The sequence below is a fragment of the Candidatus Pantoea formicae genome (assembly GCF_011752625.1).
Taxonomy (GTDB): domain Bacteria; phylum Pseudomonadota; class Gammaproteobacteria; order Enterobacterales; family Enterobacteriaceae; genus Pantoea; species Pantoea formicae.
Window position 1 is genome coordinate 126,925 of record NZ_VWXD01000007.1, and the last position, 15,134, is coordinate 142,058.

Annotated in this window: 13 protein-coding genes; 2 read left to right on the forward strand and 11 right to left on the reverse strand. The window is 56.2% G+C overall.

Annotated elements, in window-relative coordinates; translation table 11 throughout:
• Window positions 1-57 precede the first annotated feature (57 nt).
• The gene (locus F3J38_RS19560; RefSeq protein WP_167141123.1) at window positions 58-1,029 is read right to left on the reverse strand and encodes a D-2-hydroxyacid dehydrogenase; all 972 of its coding nucleotides are present in this window, start codon (window positions 1,027-1,029) and stop codon (window positions 58-60) included.
• Complete coding sequence (locus F3J38_RS19565) at window positions 1,029-1,421, reverse strand: RidA family protein (RefSeq protein WP_167141125.1); 393 nt, start codon at window positions 1,419-1,421, stop codon at window positions 1,029-1,031. The genes F3J38_RS19560 and F3J38_RS19565 overlap by 1 nt, the downstream gene beginning before the upstream one ends.
• Before the next feature lie 342 nt (window positions 1,422-1,763).
• Between F3J38_RS19565 and glyQ the strand changes: the two genes are divergently transcribed.
• The gene (glyQ, locus tag F3J38_RS19570; RefSeq protein WP_034827699.1) at window positions 1,764-2,675 is read left to right on the forward strand and encodes a glycine--tRNA ligase subunit alpha; all 912 of its coding nucleotides are present in this window, start codon (window positions 1,764-1,766) and stop codon (window positions 2,673-2,675) included.
• Between the two features lie 9 nt (window positions 2,676-2,684).
• Window positions 2,685-4,754, forward strand: coding sequence for a glycine--tRNA ligase subunit beta (gene glyS, locus F3J38_RS19575; protein ID WP_167141127.1), 2,070 nt, complete (start codon window positions 2,685-2,687; stop codon window positions 4,752-4,754).
• Window positions 4,755-4,806: 52 nt separating this feature from the next.
• Here the strand turns inward: glyS and F3J38_RS19580 are convergent, their stop codons facing one another.
• From F3J38_RS19580 to fdnG, 9 genes are all read right to left on the reverse strand, one after another.
• Window positions 4,807-5,115, reverse strand: a complete 309-nt coding sequence (locus F3J38_RS19580; protein WP_167141129.1) for a type II toxin-antitoxin system RelE/ParE family toxin — start codon at window positions 5,113-5,115, stop codon at window positions 4,807-4,809.
• Complete coding sequence (locus F3J38_RS19585; protein WP_167141344.1) at window positions 5,078-5,365, reverse strand: type II toxin-antitoxin system ParD family antitoxin; 288 nt, start codon at window positions 5,363-5,365, stop codon at window positions 5,078-5,080. Before F3J38_RS19585 ends, F3J38_RS19580 begins: the two co-directional genes overlap by 38 nt.
• 109 nt (window positions 5,366-5,474) lie before the next feature.
• Complete coding sequence (gene selB, locus F3J38_RS19590; RefSeq protein WP_167141131.1) at window positions 5,475-7,325, reverse strand: selenocysteine-specific translation elongation factor; 1,851 nt, start codon at window positions 7,323-7,325, stop codon at window positions 5,475-5,477.
• Entirely contained in the window at window positions 7,322-8,701 is a 1,380-nt protein-coding gene (selA, locus tag F3J38_RS19595; protein WP_167141133.1) for an L-seryl-tRNA(Sec) selenium transferase, read from the reverse strand. The genes selB and selA overlap by 4 nt, the downstream gene beginning before the upstream one ends.
• 8 nt (window positions 8,702-8,709) lie before the next feature.
• On the reverse strand, window positions 8,710-9,321 hold the full coding sequence (locus F3J38_RS19600; RefSeq protein WP_167141135.1) for a glutathione S-transferase: 612 nt from the start codon (window positions 9,319-9,321) through the stop codon (window positions 8,710-8,712).
• A 143-nt stretch (window positions 9,322-9,464) separates the two neighbouring features.
• On the reverse strand, window positions 9,465-10,391 hold the full coding sequence (fdhE, locus tag F3J38_RS19605) for a formate dehydrogenase accessory protein FdhE (protein WP_167141137.1): 927 nt from the start codon (window positions 10,389-10,391) through the stop codon (window positions 9,465-9,467).
• The gene (fdoI, locus tag F3J38_RS19610) at window positions 10,391-11,032 is read right to left on the reverse strand and encodes a formate dehydrogenase cytochrome b556 subunit (protein ID WP_167141139.1); all 642 of its coding nucleotides are present in this window, start codon (window positions 11,030-11,032) and stop codon (window positions 10,391-10,393) included. Before fdoI ends, fdhE begins: the two co-directional genes overlap by 1 nt.
• Window positions 11,029-11,928, reverse strand: coding sequence for a formate dehydrogenase subunit beta (gene fdxH / locus F3J38_RS19615; RefSeq protein WP_167141141.1), 900 nt, complete (start codon window positions 11,926-11,928; stop codon window positions 11,029-11,031). Before fdxH ends, fdoI begins: the two co-directional genes overlap by 4 nt.
• Before the next feature lie 10 nt (window positions 11,929-11,938).
• Window positions 11,939-14,986, reverse strand: a complete 3,048-nt coding sequence (gene fdnG, locus F3J38_RS19620) for a formate dehydrogenase-N subunit alpha (RefSeq protein ID WP_167141346.1) — start codon at window positions 14,984-14,986, stop codon at window positions 11,939-11,941.
• Window positions 14,987-15,134: the final 148 nt, after the last annotated feature.

Consider the following 15,134-nt stretch of genomic DNA (forward strand, 5'->3'; position numbering starts at 1 on the left):
GTGAATGTGTAAGCGATGACCTTGTTTTTTATGAATCTCTATACGGGTACTGCGACTTCAATAACCTCTTGCAACATCAACCTGGTTGCGCAGCGGATGGCCACTGCGGTAACGCACCAGGTTATCGATAAACACCTCAAGGCAGCCCTCAAGATAGGCACTGTGATCGTCGAGACTGCAATGCGGCGTCATCACCACGCCGGGTGTGTTCCACAGTGCATCGTCGACGGGTAGCGGCTCTTGTGGATAGACATCCAGTACTGCGCCTGCCAGCTCTCCGGCGCACAGCTTTTCGCGCATTGCGGTGTAGTCGAATACCGCGGCACGACCGACAATCACGATGCCTGCGCGGGCAGGCAGCAGATCGAGACGGCGACGGTCAAATAGCATTTCGGTCTGTGGCGTGAGCGGTAGCGTTGAGACCAGCACATCCACCTGCGGCAGAAGATCGTCCATCGCATCAATGCGGATGCAACGCGCCACGTCGGCGTCACATTGGCCGCTGCGCGTCACGCCAATCACGCGATAACCTTGCGCGGTTAGCAGTTTGGCCGCCGCCGCGCCAATACCGCCGACGCCGAGCAGCAGAACGGTTTTGCCACGCGCACAGCCACCGAAGGTTGGGCGCCATAGGCGCTGAGCCTGATCCTGCAGAAAACCCGGAATGCCAAAGTTGAACATCAACGCCGCCATCAGAATGAACTCGGCGCCTTTATCGCCGTGCACGCCGGACGCATTGGTCAGCGTCACACCCTGTGGCAGATGCGCCAGCCACTGCTCAACGCCGGCCGACATCACCTGCACCCAGCTGAGGTGCGGTGCGCTGAAGGTATCCAGCGCCAGTTTGCGTCCGCTCCACAGCAGATCGCAGTTAGCGAGGAACGTGGCGGTCTGCGCCGGGTCGCTGTTTTCCGTGAGCGTGAAGTGGCTACGGAGTTTTGGGTGCGCATCCAGATGCTGCTGAAGCACTTCCCGTGAAAGGTGCAGGGCGAGTGGAGCGCTGGCGTCGTTTTCGATATGAATATGCATTAGCGCATCGCCGTGACTTCCATCTCGACCAGCAGGTCAGGATGGTTGAGTTGAATACCGACGGTGGCGCGTGCCGGGAACGGAAACTGGAAGAACTCGCTGTAGGCGGTGTTCATCTCGTTGAAGGTGCTGAGATCGGTGAGATAAATCGTCACGCGAACCACATTGTCGAAGGTCATCTGCGCTTCGCTCAGCAAATCGCCAACGTTTTTGAGCACCTGGCGGGTCTGGCTGGCGATATCGCTGCCAATAATCTGTCCGCTGTAGGGGTCAATCGCCACCTGACCAGAAATAAACAGCATCGGTTCGTTCAGCACAGCAGCGGAAAGCGGAGCCGGGCCCATGGGGCGGTCACTGGCATTCATTCCCGGATAAGCAATTGCGGTCTTCATGGTGAAATTCCAAGCAAAACTGTTTCACCGCAATTTCGTATACGATTATACAAGTGTCAATGTGCGATTTTTGACCAATAGGTCGAAAAGGTGATCAGAGTCACGTAATAGGTTTTTGCTATTCAGTGACTATTTATCTGAAATGAAAGAGATTGTTTGGAATTTTCTGAACCAGTGAGCGTGGTTGTTTTAATCGTATACGATTTTCTTATCTCATGGAGTTTGTGCCTTAGACCGCAGCAAAACCCCCTTCGGATGTGCCAGGATTTCCGGCTGCACAATCCGCGGTCAAAGGGTATACTGTCGCACTCTTTTTTAATCGACCCTTATCGCGTACTCAACATGCAAAAGTTTGATACCAAGACCTTTCAGGGCCTGATCCTGACCTTGCAGGATTACTGGGCGCGTCAGGGCTGCACCATCGTCCAGCCGCTGGACATGGAAGTGGGCGCTGGCACTTCACACCCAATGACCTGCCTGCGCGCCATCGGCCCGGAGCCTATGGCGACCGCCTATGTGCAGCCTTCGCGCCGTCCTACCGATGGTCGCTACGGTGAAAACCCGAACCGTTTACAGCACTACTATCAGTTCCAGGTGATGATCAAACCTAACCCGGACAATCTGCAAGAGCTGTACCTGGGGTCACTGCAAGAGCTGGGCCTGGATCCGACCGTGCACGATATTCGTTTCGTGGAAGATAACTGGGAAAACCCAACGCTGGGTGCCTGGGGACTGGGTTGGGAAGTGTGGCTCAACGGCATGGAAGTGACACAGTTCACCTACTTCCAGCAAGTGGGGGGCATGGAGTGCAAGCCGGTGACCGGTGAGATCACTTACGGTCTGGAGCGTTTGGCGATGTATATCCAGGGCGTCGACAGTGTTTACGATCTGGTGTGGAGCGACGGTCCATTTGGCCAAACCACCTACGGTGAAGTGTTCCATCAGAACGAAGTGGAACAGTCGACCTACAACTTTGAATACGCGGATGTGGACTTCTTGTTCTCCTGCTTTGAGCAGTACGAGAAAGAAGCACAACAGCTGCTGGCGCTGGAAAAACCCCTGCCGCTGCCGGCTTATGAGCGCATTCTGAAGGCGGCACACAGCTTTAACCTGCTGGATGCACGCAAGGCGATCTCGGTGACCGAGCGTCAGCGCTATATCCTGCGTATCCGCACCCTGACGAAAGCCGTGGCGGAAGCCTATTATGCGTCTCGTGAGGCGCTCGGTTTCCCCATGTGCAACAAAAACAAGTAAGAGGCAGCCATGACCGATAAAACTTTCCTGGTGGAAATTGGCACCGAAGAGTTGCCTCCGAAAGCGCTGCGCAGCCTGGCAGAAGCCTTTGCCGCGCACTTCACCGCTGAGCTGGATGGCGCCGGTTTGGCGCACGGCGAAGTCAGCTGGTTTGCTGCGCCACGCCGCCTGGCGCTGAAAGTGGCCCAATTGGCCACAGCACAGGCCGATCGTGAAGTGGAAAAACGTGGCCCAGCGATTGCTGCCGCGTTTGATGCCGATGGCAATGCCACCAAAGCAGCCGAAGGTTGGGCGCGCGGTAACGGCATCACCGTGGATCAGGCTGAGCGTCTGAGCACTGATAAAGGCGAATGGTTGGTGCATCGCGCGGCGGTGAAAGGTGAAACCGCCCAAGCACTGCTGCCAGCAATGGTAGTGACCGCGCTGAGCAAGCTGCCGATTCCAAAACTGATGCGTTGGGGCGCAAGTGACGTGCAGTTCGTGCGTCCGGTGCATACCGTAACGCTGCTGCTGGGCGATGAGCTGATCCCTGCCACCATTCTCGGTATTCAGTCCGATCGAGTGATCCGTGGTCACCGCTTTATGGGTGAGCCGGAGTTCGCGCTGGACAACGCCGATCAGTATCCACAACTGCTGCTGGAACGCGGTAAAGTGGTGGCTGATTTCGCTACGCGCAAAGCCAAAATCAAAACCGATGCGGAAGCAGCAGCGCAGCAGTTGGGCGGTATCGCCGATCTGAGCGACAGCCTGCTGGAAGAAGTCGCCTCGCTGGTGGAATGGCCAGTGGTGCTGACGGCGAAATTCGAAGAGAGGTTCCTCGCGGTGCCTTCTGAAGCGCTGGTTTACACCATGAAGGGTGACCAGAAGTACTTCCCGGTGTATGCCGCCGACGGCAAACTGCTGCCGCACTTCATCTTCGTGACCAACATCGAATCGAAAGATCCGCAGCAAATCATCTCCGGTAACGAGAAGGTGGTGCGCCCACGTCTGGCCGATGCTGAGTTCTTCTTCAACACCGACCGTAAAAAGCGTCTTGAAGATAACCTGCCACGTCTGGAGACCGTGCTGTTCCAGAAAGAGCTGGGTACGCTGCGTGATAAAACAGATCGCATTCAGGCACTGGCAGGCTGGATTGCTGCACAGATTGGTGCTGATGTGAATCATGCTACCCGCGCGGGCCTGCTGTCGAAGTGTGACTTGATGACCAACATGGTGTTTGAGTTCACCGATACACAGGGCGTGATGGGCATGCACTATGCCCGTCATGATGGCGAAGCAGAAGACGTGGCCGTGGCGCTGAACGAGCAGTATCAACCGCGCTTTGCCGGTGATGCGCTGCCATCAAACCTCGTGGCTTGTGCTGTGGCCATCGCTGACAAGATGGATACCCTTGCTGGCATCTTCGGCATTGGTCAGCATCCGAAAGGCGATAAAGATCCGTTTGCACTGCGCCGTGCTGCGCTGGGCGTGCTGCGTATTATCGTTGAGAAGAACTTGCCACTCGACCTGCAAACCCTGACTGAAGAAGCAGTGCGTTTGTATGGCAGCAAGCTGAGCAACGGCAAAGTCGTGGATGAGGTGATCGACTTCATGCTGGGTCGTTTCCGTACCTGGTATCAGGAAGAGGGTCACAGCGTTGACACTATCCAGGCGGTGCTGGCTCGTCGTCCAACGCGTCCGGCGGATTTTGATGCACGCATGAAAGCAGTATCCCACTTCCGTACTCTGGAAGCGGCGTCTGCGCTGGCTGCGGCCAACAAGCGTGTCTCCAACATTCTGGCCAAATCGACCGAAACCCTGAACGACAGCGTGCAGGCCTCACTGCTGAAAGAGAACGCTGAGATTCAGTTGGCGACCTTCGTGACGGCGCTGGGTGACAAATTGCAGCCATACTTCGCGGAAGGCCGTTATCAGGATGCGCTGGTAGAACTGGCACAACTGCGTGAAGCGGTCGATAACTTCTTCGATAACGTGATGGTGAATGCTGACGAAGCAGAAGTGCGAATTAACCGCCTGACGCTGTTGGCACAACTGCGCGCGCTGTTCCTGCAAGTGGCGGATATCTCTCTGCTGCAGTAAGCGATGTGTTGAAGTGAACCAAAGGGACGAGCGATCGTCCCTTTTTGTTTTTTTAAAACGAGGTGTCCCAGGTGATATGGGAAGGATAATCTTGAGAATGATGCAGAATACGAGCAATGACGATTTGCTCAGGTTCAACGCGGTAGATGACGATATGTTCGCTGTGGATGATGGAGTAAAAACCACGGCCATAATCTGTGCGGCGTCGTCCCAGGTTATTTACCTGAAGGCTGGAAAATAATTTATTTATTTTCATGGCATAGCGATCAGCCTGTGGTTCACCAAAATTCCAGCATCCATAAAGCCAGATAGTCAGTAAATCTTCACTCGCTCTCGGTGTTATCACTATTTCTTTTTTCATAAATGCCTGCCCTGGCTTTCGCTCTCCGTAGAAAATCGTCTACGTCCCAAGGAATGGGCTCTCCACTGTCCATCCCCTCCTGAATCAACCTTCTTAAATTCTCCAGCTTCGACGCCGCCTGCTTCTCCCGCAGTAAACGTAGCGAATCGCGCACCACTTCGCTTTGGGTACGGTAGTCACCGGACTCCACCAGAGATTCAACAAACTCGCGCAGTTCATCACCTAAATCGATTGTCATGGTACGTGCCATCATCGTGTCCCAATGTAAGAAATATTCTTACATCATGGCACATTTTTGAGCAATGCGGAATCGGCGTTGCAGCGCAGTTACAGACAGAACTGCGAAGCAACGCGAAGGGTTAAGCGGAAGTGTCGAACAGGCGGGCGTCGCGTAGCAGGTGATCGTTGCCCCGGCGGCGGGTAAAGCCGCTACGGTCAAAGAACTCCAGAATTTGCACGGCAATTTTACGTCCTGTGCCAAGTTGATTACGAAAGTCGGCGGCGCTGGTACTGCCACCGTTGGCGGCACGCTGGCGAATCAGATCGGCGAAGATCTGGATCTGGTCACTGCGGTAGTAGCGATCGCGCACGATCGCGGTAATGTGTCCGAGGCGTGCAGCGGTGAGCAACAGGCTGCGAATGGTTTCTTCGTCTTGCTGGCTGGCGGTCGCGATATCACGTACCCACAGCGGTTGGTCACTAAAGAGTGGGCCAACCTGCTGCCACAGCGCCTCTTCCTGCGGATTAAAACGTGGCTCGAAATCTGGCAGATGCAGCCAACCGTGCTGATGCTGCAAATGGCCTTGCGACAGCAGTTGATCAATCAGCGCGATCACCTGTTCCGGCGGCTGGTGCGGCAAAGCCACGCGGCGCAAGCGATCGCGTCCGATGCCCGGCACTTCAGGATGTTGCTGGTGAAACGCAGCGAGAGCTTCCAGCAGACGCAACTGCCAGGCCGCAGCTTGTTCAGCGGCCATTAAGGCGCTGCCAAGCCGAACTGGCGCAACCTTGCCCACCAGCACATGCAGCGCCTCATCGTTAAGCTGGCGTGCCCAGGCAAGTTCGGCCAGCTCGGTCGGATGATGTGTGAGGTGCGCTTGCAGGCTGGCTTCATCACTCTCTGCTGCGGCCAACTGCTGTAGCCAGTTGAGATAGTCAGGTTGGCGCTTGCCGCGTTTTTTGTTGTTGAGCAGCACTACGCGGCCACCACCCAGCGTTTGCTGCGCATTGCTGTCACGAATGATCAATTGATCATTCTCCGCCAGCCACAGCGGTTCGTTGAGTACCAGTTCCGCCAGATTGTCAGCCAGCAGGGTTAAGCGGCCAGTGGCATGGCTGGCAGCATGATGGAGATGCACCGGTTGCGAGGCATTTTTCAGCGGATGCAGCAGACGCAACGCCACAATCGATCGCTGGGTGCCTTGAGGTTGCGGTTGTGCTAACAGCCAGTCGCCGCGTGCGATCTGCGCTTTTTCCACATCGCCGACGATATTCAATGCGATACGTTCACCGGCTTGCGCGCGCGTTACGGATTGGTTCTGGGCATGAAGCGAGCGCACACGCACGGGCAAATTTAAACGGCTTAACCACAGGGTATCACCGACCGTCACCTCACCCGCTAAGGCCGTTCCCGTCACCACCAGTCCGCTGCCTTTCAGCGTGAAAGCACGGTCTATGGCCAGACGAAAGCGGCGTCCCGTCTCGAACTCGGGTTCACGCAGGTTGCTCAGGTGCTGACGTAACGCTTCAACACCCTGCTGGGTTGTGCTGCTGGTGACAAACTGCGGTACCGCCGACCAGCCGAGCTGCCGTGTTAGCTCTGCCACCTGTTGCTGCACTTCAGCGATGCGTACGGCGTCCACGCGATCCGCCTTGGTCAATGCCACGCTGAGCGGAGGCTGCCCGGCCAGCGTTAACAACAGCAGATGCTCGCGGGTTTGCGGCATCACGCCATCATCACAGGCTACCACCAACAGCGCGTGGTGAATGCCACCAATCCCCGACAGCATATTGGCGAGGAACTTCTCGTGCCCTGGCACATCGATAAAGCCGATCACGCGGCCATCCGGTTGCGGCCAGTAGGCATAGCCGAGATCGATGGTCATGCCGCGCCGTTTTTCCTCTGGCAGGCGATCGGCATCGACCCCGGTCAACGCCTGGAGAAGCGAGGTTTTGCCGTGATCGACGTGTCCAGCGGTGGCGATAATCATGCGGTTAAGGTCCGTATCAGCGCCGCTTCATCTTCAAGGCAGCGCAAATCCAGCCACAGTTTGCTGTCCTGAAGGCGTCCGATCACGGGGCGTGGCAAGGCGCGCCAGCGTTGTGCCAGTGCGGTCAATGCACTGCCGTGACCGGATTTGGGGCTAAAGGTGAGGGCAAAACTGGGTAAGCGTTCAACGGGTAGCGATCCACTGCCGATTTGCGACGAACAGGCGGCGATAGCCAGTGAATACTCCGCGCCATACGTGTGTTCCAGCGCCGGGAGCAGGCGTTCGGCCTGCTGCAAAATGTCATGTGCAGGACGGGTGAGCAGACGCAGAGCAGGTAAGGCTTCCCGTAATGTTTCTGGCTGACGGTAGAGCTGTAAAGTGGCTTCCAGCGCTGCCAGCGTCATTTTATCCACGCGTAAGGCACGCTTGAGCGGATGTTGTTGCAACCGGTCGATAAGCGCCTGCTTGCCGACAATAATCCCTGCTTGAGGGCCGCCCAGTAGTTTATCGCCGGAAAAACTCACCAAATCGACACCTGAGGCAATCAGCTGCTGCGGCATCGGCTCGGCGGGCAAATTAAAAGCAGTCATGTCGATCAGCGAACCGCTTCCTAAATCAGTGATCACCGGCAGTTGATGTTCGGCCGCTAACGCCACCAGCTCGGCTTCCGACACCGCATGGGTGAAGCCCTGAATCTGGTAGTTACTGGTGTGAACCTTCATCAACAAGCCGGTGTTGTCGCTGATGGCGGTACGATAATCTTTCAGATGGGTACGATTAGTGGTGCCAACTTCAACCAGCTGGCAGCCCGCCTGGCGCATCACATCGGGGATGCGGAACGCGCCGCCGATTTCTACCAGCTCACCGCGAGAGACAATCACTTCGCGACCAGGCGCCAGTGCTGCCAGCATCAGCAGCACGGCTGCGGCATTGTTGTTCACGACACAGGCCGCTTCTGCACCTGTCAGTTCGCAAAGCAGTTCACTGACGGCACGGTCGCGATGGCCGCGTGTGGCGTCATTCAGCGCATACTCCAGCGTCACCGGTTGGCGCAGGCAGGCGGTAACGGCCTCAATCGCGCGCTCACTTAACGGGGCACGACCGAGGTTGGTGTGCAGCACGGTCCCAGTAAGATTGAACACCGGGCGCAGTGCACTTTGTTGCTGTTGCTCGATGCGGCGCTGCGCTTCCTGCGGCCAGTCAGTGTGCCAACTGGGCAGTGATTGATGTTGCTGGATATGGGTTCGCGCTTCTTGCTGCATGTCGCGCAGTTGGCGCGTAGTCAAAGCGGTGCCGGATTGCATCAGCAGCGGCTGCAGAGCGGGATCGCGCAGCAGGCTGTCGATAGCAGGCAGTTGCGTAAAGAGGGTTTTCATCAAATCACTTAGCTGGAAGGCGGAACGGTACGGGCAAAACTTTCCCGCTTGAACAACGTCTCTGCCAGTTTCACCAGTGCCGGGCGATTCACGCACCAGTTTGGTAACACGCGGCGGAAATTGAGATAACCAATCATGCAGCCAGTGGCGATATCCGCCAGATTGAGGGTGCCGTTATTGAACACTTCACCCTGTGCGGCGGCTGTCTCCAGGGCATCAAGGCCGCGCTGAATTTTCTCTCGGTTGCGCAGCAGCACCTCTTCGGATTGCTGATCGCCGGGACGCATCTGTTCACGCACAATCATCACGGCGGCATCGTTAATACCATCCGCCAGTTTTTCCAACTGACGGATCTGCAACGAGAGCAGGGCATCATCGGGGAGCAACGCAGGGGCATCGCCGCGCAGTTCGATCGCCTGAGCAATAATGGAGGAGTCAAACCAGGTGAGATGATTGTCGTCAACCAACGCCGGGACTTTGCCCAACGGGTTGTACTGCGGCACGTGGCTCTCTTCAACCCAGGGCGACTGGTTAACGAATTCGAACACCAGACCTTTTTCCAGCAGGATCACTGAGATTTTGCGTACAAAAGGGCTGGTATAGCTGCCAATCAGTTTCATTGAACGCCTCCGTGTTAAAGGGTGGTGTGCGGCATTAAAAAGGATCGCCTGGTTGATGCTCGCCGTAAACGGTGATCCTACGATTGCCCGGTGACCCCAATGTTTCGTAGGTGCGCATTAATGCGCACCGGTAATTCAACGCATTAGTCCCCTGGAAACATAAACGGATTCAAACTGCTGCGCGCGAATCCTTCTTGCTCCATGCGTGCGTCCAACACCAAGGAAGCCAAATCATCGGCCACGGGTTCGACGGCCGGATCCTTCTCCTGATACAGCATCTTCAGGTAGGTGCCACAGTCACCACAGCTTTCGGCTTTCACCGCGGCTTTTTCACTGTCGAGTGACCAGTAGTGCAAATCGCGCGTCTGCTCGCAGTTGGAGCACTTGCTGCGCACCACGTACCATTCACTTTCGCACAGATTACAGTGTAGATAGCGCAAGCCCTGCTGACCGACATCCATATGCACTACGCTGGTCACCGGCACACTGGCGCACACCGGGCAGAACTGGCGATGCTCACCGTATTCCGCGCGGGCTTTACCGGGGATCAGTGCTGCCATCTGCGCCCAATACACCGATAATGCCGCCCAGATAAACGGCGACTTATCGCTGCTGACCTGTGCAAACTCACCTTCCAGCAACGCGCTGGCTAAGCCTTCCAACTCCGAGGCGGAGGCTTTTTCCAGATTCTCCAGTACCGCCAATGCCTGGCCGCTCATCTCTGGCTTCAGCTCAGCAATCAGCGAATGCAGCAGGCGCTGCCAGTGTGCATCGCGTGGATAGGTATGGATATCGAGTGGCGGTTTGCCCAGCTCGGCGCTTTCTGCCAGACGCTGGCGTAAATCGACCTGTAGCGGGTGATCATACAGCACGATTTCCTGCGCTTGCGCGATCACGGCGGCAAAGCGCAAATAATCGCCGAGCGGGTTCTTCGCTGCCAGCTCACGCAAACGTGCCGCACGGCGGCTGTATAAATTTTTCAGCCGAGGGAAAAGCAACGGCGGAATCTGTGCCGCCGTGTTTTTTTCGCTTTTCTCCAGCTGGTCCTGCGGGATGATGCGAATACTCATCAGGGACGTTTTTCCTGTTGTGTTTGGCGTTGGCGCTGCTCGCGATACCAGCGCGGGTGATGTTTCTTCGCCCACGCAGCCGGAACCCAGCCCTCAACCATGGCGGTAATGGTGCCTTTGACCCATAGGGCCGCGTAGATATGCACCATAATCACCACGATCAGTGCCACAGCTGAGACCGAATGCACCACCAGAGCGGCGCGAATCAGCGGAATGGCAAAGGCGCCCGCGAAATATGGACGCCAAATGATAATCCCGCTCACCAGCAGCATGACTAAGCTGATGATAGCAGCCCAGAACACACACTTCTGCCCGAAGTTGTATTTGCCGGTATCACCCACCTCTTCATTACGGACGATTTTGTGGATGTTTTTCGCCCACACCAGGTCATCACGCGTGATCAGATTATGTTTCCAATAGCGCAGGAACATGATGATGAAAGCAGCAAACATCACGACACCAATAAAGGGATGCAGAATTCGCGCCAGTTGTGGTGTCCCCAGCACGTGCATTAGCCAGTTGAAAGAAGGAAAGAAGAAACCCAGCCCGCTCAAGGCGGCGAAGACAAAACAGAACGCGACAATCCAGTGATTGATGCGTTCGGGTGCGCTGTAGCGCACCAGACGATCGCGCTTTTTCATTCTTCGCTCTCCTCTTTGTCGTGCAGGTTGTCTTCCTCATCTTCCACTCGGTTCGGACCGACGCCGACATAGTGGAACACCGAGGCGGCGAAGGTGGCGGCAAAACCGATGGCCGCCAGCGGTTTCCAGATGCCTTTCCAGAAAGTGACCGCCGGGCTGATACTCGGATTCTCCGGCAAACCGTGATACAGCTGCGGTTTGTTGGCATGGTGCAGCACATACATGACATGCGTGCCGCCCACGCCTTCAGGATCGTACAAGCCCGCATTGTCATAGCCGCGCGTATTCAGCTCCGCCACGCGTTCTGCCGCCAGCGCCTGCATATCGGTTTTGCTGCCGAAATGAATCGCGCCGGTCGGGCAGGTTTTCACACACGCCGGTTCCTGACCCACATTGACACGATCGACGCATAACGTGCATTTATACACGCGGTTGTCGTCTTTATTCAGTCGCGGTACGTCAAACGGACAGCCCGCAATGCAGTAGCCGCAGCCAATGCACTGTTCGGACTGAAAATCGACGATGCCGTTGGCGTACTGAATGATCGCGCCTTCAGAGGGACAGGCTTTCAGGCAGCCAGGATCGGCACAGTGCATGCAGCCGTCTTTGCGGATTAGCCACTCTAACTTGCCGTTCTCCTCCACTTCTGAGAAGCGCATCACCGTCCAGGATTTGGCCGTTAAGTCCGCTGGATTGTCGTACACCCCAACGTTATGCCCGACCTCGTCCCTGATGTCGTTCCACTCCGAACACGCCACCTGACAAGCTTTGCAACCGATACAGGTGGTGACGTCGATCAGTTTAGCCACCTCCTGCTGATGATTACGCGCCTGTGGGGCAGGCGTGAAACCATTGGTGGCGGAGCGGCGGATAATGTCTTGTGATTGATAAGCCATCTACGTTCTCCTACACCTTCTCAACGTTGACCAGGAACGCCTTAAACTCCGGCGTCTGCGTGTTGGCATCACCGACAAACGGCGTCAGGGTATTAGCGATAAAGCCTTTTTTCGCCACACCCTGATAGCCCCAGTGAATGGGAATACCGATGGTATTGATGGTTTTACCCTCGACACTCAGCGGTCGGATTCGCTTGGTGACTACCGCCTTAGCTTTGATATAGCCGCGATTGGAGCTCACTTTCACCGTATCGCCCTGCACGATGCCCAGCTGGTTGGCCAGCTTCTCGCCAATCTCCACAAACTGTTCCGGCTGCGCGATAGCATTGAGCAACGCGTGTTTGGTCCAGTAGTGGAAATGCTCGGTGAGACGATAAGTGGTGCCGACATAAGGGAACTGCTCCGCTTTACCCATCGCCGCCAGATCGTCTTTGAACACGCGTGCTGCCGGGTTCGAAATGACGTTCGGGTGCAGTGGGTTGGTGCCAAGCGGCGTTTCAAATGGCTCGTAGTGTTCCGGGAATGGACCTTCGGCCATTTTATCGAGCGCGAACAGGCGGCCCATACCTTCTGGCTGCATGATAAATGGCCCCACATTGCTGCCTGGCGCGGCGGTGCTGTAGTCCGGAATATCCATGCCGCCCCACTTACTGCCATCCCACTTAAGGATTTGCCGTTTCGGATCCCACGGATTGCCCTGCGGATCGGCCGAGGCGCGGTTATAGAGGATGCGGCGATTGAGCGGCCATGCCCAGCTCCAGTTCAGCGTGTTGCCCAGGCCACTCGGGTCGGTGTTATCGCGCCGCGCCATCTGGTTGCCATCCGGCGTCCAGCTTCCGGCGAAAATCCAGCAGCCGCTACTGGTGCTGCCGTCATCTTTTAGCTGCGCAAAACTGCTGAGCTGTTGGCCTTTTTTCACCAGCAGTGTGCCTTTGTCGTCGAACACATCCGCCAGCGCTTTGCCGTTGCTCTCCATCGCCACTTCTTCCGATGCCGGGTTGTCGGGTGTCAGGTAGTTCCAGGTCATGTTCAGCACCTGTTCTGGCAACGCACCACCTTCGCGCGCGTACATCTCGCGCAGACGCAGATAGATACCGGAGAGGATTTCGCCGTCATTACGTGCTTCGCCTGGCGCATCCTGGCCTTTGAAGTGCCACTGTAGCCAGCGGCCAGAGTTCACAATCGAGCCGTTCTCCTCGGCAAAGCAGGTGGAGGGCAAGCGGAAGACTTCGGTTTGAATCTTCGCCGGTTCCACATCGTTAAACTCACCGTGGTTTTGCCAGAAGGTCGAGGTTTCCGTATTGAGCGGGTCGATGGTCACCAGGAATTTCAGCTTCGACAGCGAATCGATCACTTTACGTTTGTTCGGGAACGACGCCACCGGGTTAAAGCCTTGGCACAAGTAGCCGTTCACTTTCCCCTGCGACATCATTTCGAAGTACTGCAAGACGTCGTAGCCTTTATCCCATTTGGGCAGCCAGTCAAAGCCCCAGTTGTTCTCGGCCTGCGCTTTGTCACCGTAGAAAGCCTTCATCATGCTGACAAAGAATTTCGGGTAGTTGCTCCAGTAGTTCACCTGGCCAGGCAGGGTGGCTTTCGGCGTATTGGCGGTGAGATAGGTTTGCAGATCGGTCTGTTTCTCCGACGGCAACGTCATGTAGCCGGTCAGGCTTTGCGACAGCAGACCAAGATCGGTTAGCCCCTGAATATTGGAGTGTCCACGCAGCGCATTGACGCCACCCCCCGCCATGCCCATGTTGCCGAGCAACAGCTGGATCATCGCCATGGTGCGGATGTTCTGCGCACCAACCGAGTGCTGCGTCCAGCCCAATGCATACAGGAACGAGGTGGTACGATCGCGTACGCTGGTTTCACCCAACAGCTCGCAGACGTGCAGGAAGTCCGCTTTGGGCGTACCGCAAATGCGCTCTACCATCTCAGGTGTGTAGCGGCTGACGTGCTGTTTCAGCAGGTTCCACACGCAGCGTGGATGCTGCAGGCTGTCATCGCGTTTGGCAAAGCCGTCATCACCCAGCTCGTAGTTCCAGCTGGTTTTATCATATTTGCGATTGGCTTCGTCGTAGCCGCTGAACAGGCCGTCCTCAAAATGATAATCCTCACGCACAATCAGGCTGGCGTTGGTGTACGCCTGCACATATTCATGCTGGATTTTGTCATTTTGCATCAGCCACAGCAGCACGCCCGACAGGAAAGCGATGTCGGTGCCGGAACGAATTGGCGTGTAAAAGTCTGCCACCGATGCCGTACGCGTGAAGCGCGGATCGATAACAATCAATTTGGCTTTGTTGTGAATCTTGGCTTCCATCGCCCAGCGGAATCCCACAGGATGCGCTTCAGCGGCGTTACCGCCCATCACAACGATCAGGTTGGCATTACGGATGTCGACCCAGTGGTTGGTCATCGCACCGCGACCAAATGTTGGAGCAAGACTTGCTACCGTTGGTCCGTGTCAGACGCGTGCCTGGTTGTCGACCGCTAACATGCCGAGCGATCGGGTAAATTTCTGGGTTAAGTAGCCGGTTTCATTGCTGGAGGCCGAAGCACACAGCATGCCAGACGAGAGCCAGCGGTTGACCGTCACACCCGCGGCATTCTGTGCGATAAAGTTGGCGTCGCGATCGGCTTTCATCAATTTGGCGATGCGGTCAAAGGCGTCATCCCAGCTAATGCGCTGCCATTTATCTGAACCTGGCGCGCGGTATTCGGGGTAGTGCAGGCGGCTTTCACTGTGGACAAAATCCAACAGGCCAGCACCTTTCGGGCACAATGCGCCACGGCTCACCGGATGGTCCGGGTCACCCTCAATGTGGAAAATGGTCTCTTTGGCGTTTCTCGCGCCGTCACCGAGGCTATACATTAATAAGCCACAGCCCACTGAGCAGTAAGTGCAGGTATTACGGGTTTCGCGGGCACGCAGCAGCTTGTACTGTCGTGTCTCCGCCAGCGCCACCTCTGGCGTAAAGCCGAGGAGTGCTGCCGTTGTCCCTGCCATACCGCCAGCGCAAATCTTGAAGAATTTTCTTCGGCTGACGTTCATGGAATATCCTTTCGACATGGCTACACATTTTTATTTTTGCTGAGGGTTGGATCGAGGCTCACAATGACCCAACTAACAGTGAGAGAATAGCAGCGAAATAATACCACTGCATTTGTGGGGTTGTTGGTTGAGGCGAGCAAAGTGAAAG

Coding starts and splice junctions, on each gene's coding strand:
- F3J38_RS19580 (WP_167141129.1), bottom strand. CDS start 5,115: ATGAAAAAAGAAATAGTGATAACACCGAGAGCGAGTGAAGATTTACTG.
- selB (WP_167141131.1), bottom strand. CDS start 7,325: ATGATTATCGCCACCGCTGGACACGTCGATCACGGCAAAACCTCGCTT.
- selA (WP_167141133.1), bottom strand. CDS start 8,701: ATGAAAACCCTCTTTACGCAACTGCCTGCTATCGACAGCCTGCTGCGC.
- glyQ (WP_034827699.1), top strand. CDS start 1,764: ATGCAAAAGTTTGATACCAAGACCTTTCAGGGCCTGATCCTGACCTTG.
- F3J38_RS19585 (WP_167141344.1), bottom strand. CDS start 5,365: ATGGCACGTACCATGACAATCGATTTAGGTGATGAACTGCGCGAGTTT.
- glyS (WP_167141127.1), top strand. CDS start 2,685: ATGACCGATAAAACTTTCCTGGTGGAAATTGGCACCGAAGAGTTGCCT.
- F3J38_RS19565 (WP_167141125.1), bottom strand. CDS start 1,421: ATGAAGACCGCAATTGCTTATCCGGGAATGAATGCCAGTGACCGCCCC.
- fdoI (WP_167141139.1), bottom strand. CDS start 11,032: ATGAAAAAGCGCGATCGTCTGGTGCGCTACAGCGCACCCGAACGCATC.
- fdxH (WP_167141141.1), bottom strand. CDS start 11,928: ATGGCTTATCAATCACAAGACATTATCCGCCGCTCCGCCACCAATGGT.
- F3J38_RS19560 (WP_167141123.1), bottom strand. CDS start 1,029: ATGCATATTCATATCGAAAACGACGCCAGCGCTCCACTCGCCCTGCAC.
- fdhE (WP_167141137.1), bottom strand. CDS start 10,391: ATGAGTATTCGCATCATCCCGCAGGACCAGCTGGAGAAAAGCGAAAAA.
- F3J38_RS19600 (WP_167141135.1), bottom strand. CDS start 9,321: ATGAAACTGATTGGCAGCTATACCAGCCCTTTTGTACGCAAAATCTCA.